The organism is Campylobacter portucalensis (genome assembly GCF_009690845.1).
GTDB lineage: Bacteria > Campylobacterota > Campylobacteria > Campylobacterales > Campylobacteraceae > Campylobacter_B > Campylobacter_B portucalensis.
In genome coordinates, this window is record NZ_VWSJ01000081.1 from 1 (window position 1) to 4,323 (window position 4,323).

Consider the following 4,323-nt stretch of genomic DNA (forward strand, 5'->3'; position numbering starts at 1 on the left):
AAATTTGATGATGAATTTAAAGTAGTATTGTTTAAATTTAAAGCATTGTCTAAAGTGGTATCGTTTAAATTTGATGATGTTAAATTTATAAAGTTTGAGTTTAAAGAATTTAAATTTAATGAGTTTAAAGGATTTATGGATTTATTATTTAGTGTTGATAGATTTAAACTATCTTTTAGTAAAGGAGATGATAGATTAAATGAGTTATCTCTTGCCATATAGTTTAAAGCTGATAAGCTTCTTGTATTGTTTGATGGTAGTTTAACTATCATCATAGAGTTAAGATATGGTTCATTATAGCACTCTATATATGGGACATTAGGTAGGCTTGGTTTAGATGGAGTTGATGGATAGTAGCCACCTCCATAATATCCACCATAACTATAACCACCACTCCAACTACCTCCACCATAACTTTTACCTCCACTACTTGTAGTTGGATATACTGGAGTTGGTGGCAAGTCAAGAGATATAGGTTTTATGTTTGGTTTTATAGCTTTAGGGCATTCTTCTTGTGGGAAATCTAGGATGGTGGCAAGACCTGAAATATATTCTGGTAAATTCTGCGAAAGAACATCTGCTCCATAATATCTTGGCTTTGCAACCAATAAAAAATTCTCACTATCTTCATATTTACCATCACTTGCTATTTTGACAGTATATTCATATGAAGTTTCTCCAGCTGGTATGGTTATGCTATTTTTATATTTTTTAACCCCTTCATAGTCTTTATCTTCAGTGGCAGTTCCTTCTACTGTAAATAAATCAAGTCTTAAATCTTCTTTTAACTCTTTATCAAGAGTTATGGTAAATTTAGCAATTCCCTCAGTTTCATAAACGGTAGGGCTTGAAATTTGAATATCTAAACAATATGGGCATTTCATATAATCTTGTGCTTCTTTGGTGTTAAGGTATTGGTAGAATTTGTTGAAGTTGGCTTGTAGTTTTCTTTCTCTGTATCCTAAATTATAAGAAAGAGCTGATAAAAGTGCCCCTCCTATTGAAAAAGCTATTCCGTATGGTGTAAATTTAGTACCAATAGATAATCCTATTGAAATAATATTAACCAAATCTGATGATAAAGATACTAGTGTGGAATTAGTCATTTTTCCTTTAGCAAGTTCGCTTTTAAGTTTTTTTATATTTTCTCCAGTGCTAATAACTGCACCTGGTATTTGGAAACTAGTTTTATTTAATAAATCACCCAAAAATTGTAATAAATTTGCATAAGCAGATGATTTATTTTCTGGTAAATTGTTTGTAAAATTAACTACATCAATAGGTGCACAATACCCTGCCGAAACTAAATGCTTAATAGCTTCATTGATTTGACCAATAGATTTTTCTCCTAAAACTGTTGTTGTCATTTTTTGAATACTCCTTTTCTTTCTAAAACAATAGCTATAAAGATAGCAAATACCGCAATAACTACCCTAAAGAATTTATCTGCTTTTATAATTTCGCTTGTATAATTTTGATATATAATTTTATTTTTGTCATCTTTTATTATATATATCAAATCTGAATTAAGAAATTGTCTTCTTGATATAATTTCAATCATTGGAAAATGAACAAGACCAACTGTGTATTTTTGACAATCATCATCCAAATGAAATCTTTGTATTTTATTGCCATTTAAATCTAAATCAATGTGGCAGTCTATACCCTTTAAGTGATAGTTAATGTCTTTAACTTTACCGAAATATTGATTTGTATTATTTTGTGATAAAGTTTTTGGAAAAGCCACAAAATCCATGATTGCATAAAATAGATAAAATAATAACAAAAACAAGCATAAAAAATCTCCAAATTTATAAATATGCTTATGTAATAAAAATATAACTAAAATAAAAACTATATTCATACCAGCAAGAAAAAGCCAAATTTCTTTTCCTTGCCAAAAAACTAATAAAAATAAAAAATTTGAAATTAATAGCTCAAAAATTATTATTACCGCTCTTGTCATTTTTTGTCCTATTTTTATATCTTACCAACAATTTAAATATGTTTTTATTTTCAACATTCAAAAACTTGTGGATTATATCAAATTCAATCTTAAAATAATAAAAAATAACTAATTTTGTTTTGTATTTCTTTAAATTTAAAATCTTTGAAGTTTAATCTTTAAATTTATATCTAAACCTAGAATTTACATTACTAAATTAAGATATAGTTTCTGCCACTACTTGTAGTTGGATATACTGGAGTTGGTGGCAAGTCAAGAGATATAGGTTTTATGTTTGGTTTAGGAGTTTTAGGACAATCTTCTTGAGGGAAGTCTAGGATGGTGGCTTTTGCCATAATTATTGGATTGATTACTTCTTTTAAGTCATCTCCTTTATAGCTACCTTCTTCATACACTGCTTTTAGCATAAATTCTTCTCTACTTTCATATATGCCATCACTTGCTACTTTTATAGTAAATTTTTGAGATAAATTTCCTGCCTTAATTATAAATTCTTTATCTTTTATCCTTTCAAAGTCTTTATCTCCTGTAGCGCTTCCATCTATGGTTGATAGTTTTAATTTTAGATCTTCATTTAATGCTTTATTTAGGGTTATAGTAAATTCTATTTTTCCGTCTGTTTCATAGACTGTTGGATTTGAGATTGAAAAACTTATTATTTTATTTTTTATGTCACAAACAAAATCAAATGGAACCGCATCTCCATTTGGAAGTTTTAAATTTCCATCTTCTGGAACTAAAACATAATTTCCATCTCTGCTCACAACTAAATTATTATTTTTGATTAAATTATTTGCTGTAGTTCCATTCTTGTTTGCAAAATTTGCAAATCTATCTATGGGAATTTGAGAATATGGAAATAGTCCTTTTATATTATTATCAAATTTTTGCCTTAGAGCTTCTTGCATTTCATTTATTTTTGTATTCCAGCCTGGCAAGTCAGGTTTTATTCCATTTTTGGCTAGTTCAGCTTTTGCTTCATCATTTAATTTATCATAATCTTGTTTAAGTTTATATTCTATTTGAGAGCGTTCATTTAGATATGATTCTACTTCTTGTGTAAGATCGTATAGGTTTTGGGATAGGTTACCAATGGATATGCCTTGACTATCAAGAAAAGTTTGAACTGTATCAGATATTGCATTTGAAATGAAGCTTTTACCTCTGAGAGCAACATCTGTTGCCAACATCTGTGTTAGATCACCTATTAATTTAGATAAATTTTCATCGACAGTTTTGCAATTGTCCCAATCTTCTCCAGCTTTGTTCATTATCTGAACCATTTTATTTAGATATTTCAAAGCTCTTTGTCTACCATACACTTTTTCTATATACTCTATAAAAGCACTGCTTCCTAAATCATAAGCTAACATATCTGTTCTCCTTTTAGGTTAATTTTTTTGATATTTTTAATCTCTAAATTTAAGTTATTTTTAAAATATTCATTTAGTTTTAAATATTCATTTTCTGAAAGTTCTGATAGCGGTATAGATAGATTGTCTATCCTTAAAAAGTTAAATTCAATGCTTTTTATAGCTCCTGCTAGTTTTAACAATAGAGTAAACGGAAATAAAAAGATAAAAAATAGATAATTTGCAAATGTTGAAGCTAATTTGGCTATTGATGAGTTGGTGTTGTGTGAAAATATTGATAAATTTTTTCCAAATGATAAGTTTTCTATCACTGAACTAAAGAAAATAATGGAGTATGGCGTTATAAATATTTCATCGTTATTTAGTTTGTTTAGTTCTATATGATTATTGTTTGTAGTGGAAAAGAAGATATCACTAAAAATAATTTTATCATTAAAAAACTCTATTGTTGTATTTTTTTTGAATAGATAAGCAAAAATTACTAATAATATTAAAATAATAGCATCACTTTCTAGCCTTAGGGTAAAAACACTTTGATGATTAATATCAAAAAATCTATATATAAAAATAAAACAAGCCAACATAAAGCATAATTTTATATTTAGTTTGTTGTTGTAGTCTTTTATAATTAGTAGTGGAATTTCACCATCTGTTTTTGGAGTCTGACTCATTTTATTTTTATTCAAAATTTATCCCTTTATTATAAATTTGCATATTGTATTGAAACTAAGCTTAAAATATTGTTATTTTTTAATATTATTTTCATTTATTAATAACTTTTAAGTTCTTATCATACCCACTTAGTAGTGTATCAAGTGGGTTTATAGATATATTTTTAATTGGTGAGTTAGTATCTCCTATATAAGTTAATTCTCCTTTATCAGTTATGCCATTATTATTTTTATCTTGCCATAAGGCTAAGTTAGAGTTATCTTTTATATCTATTACTCCATCTTTGTTTGTATCAAACTCTTTAAGTAGTGT

4 protein-coding genes and 1 pseudogene are annotated in these 4,323 nt (G+C 27.3%); all 5 read right to left on the minus strand.

Features of this window, described 5'->3' with window-relative positions; translation table 11 throughout:
* On the minus strand, nucleotides 1–1,367 hold a 1,367-nt coding region (locus tag F1B92_RS08720), incomplete at its 3' end, for a Calx-beta domain-containing protein (protein WP_195836348.1).
* The gene (locus F1B92_RS08725) at nucleotides 1,364–1,966 is read right to left on the minus strand and encodes a hypothetical protein (protein WP_154571449.1); all 603 of its coding nucleotides are present in this window, start codon (nucleotides 1,964–1,966) and stop codon (nucleotides 1,364–1,366) included. The genes F1B92_RS08725 and F1B92_RS08720, both read right to left, overlap by 4 nt.
* 191 nt (nucleotides 1,967–2,157) lie before the next feature.
* Nucleotides 2,158–3,339 (minus strand): Calx-beta domain-containing protein, encoded by a 1,182-nt coding sequence (locus tag F1B92_RS08730; RefSeq protein ID WP_154571450.1) that lies wholly within the window; start codon nucleotides 3,337–3,339, stop codon nucleotides 2,158–2,160.
* The gene (locus F1B92_RS08735; protein WP_154571451.1) at nucleotides 3,333–4,025 is read right to left on the minus strand and encodes a hypothetical protein; all 693 of its coding nucleotides are present in this window, start codon (nucleotides 4,023–4,025) and stop codon (nucleotides 3,333–3,335) included. The genes F1B92_RS08730 and F1B92_RS08735 overlap by 7 nt, the downstream gene beginning before the upstream one ends.
* A gap of 76 nt (nucleotides 4,026–4,101) precedes the next feature.
* Nucleotides 4,102–4,323, minus strand: a pseudogene (locus tag F1B92_RS08940) (hypothetical protein); the annotation flags it as partial.

What these genes read in the sequence shown, in the direction of transcription:
- F1B92_RS08725 (WP_154571449.1), bottom strand. Translation starts at nt 1,966, where the DNA reads ATGACAAGAGCGGTAATAATAATTTTTGAGCTATTAATTTCAAATTTT.
- F1B92_RS08730 (WP_154571450.1), bottom strand. Translation starts at nt 3,339, where the DNA reads ATGTTAGCTTATGATTTAGGAAGCAGTGCTTTTATAGAGTATATAGAA.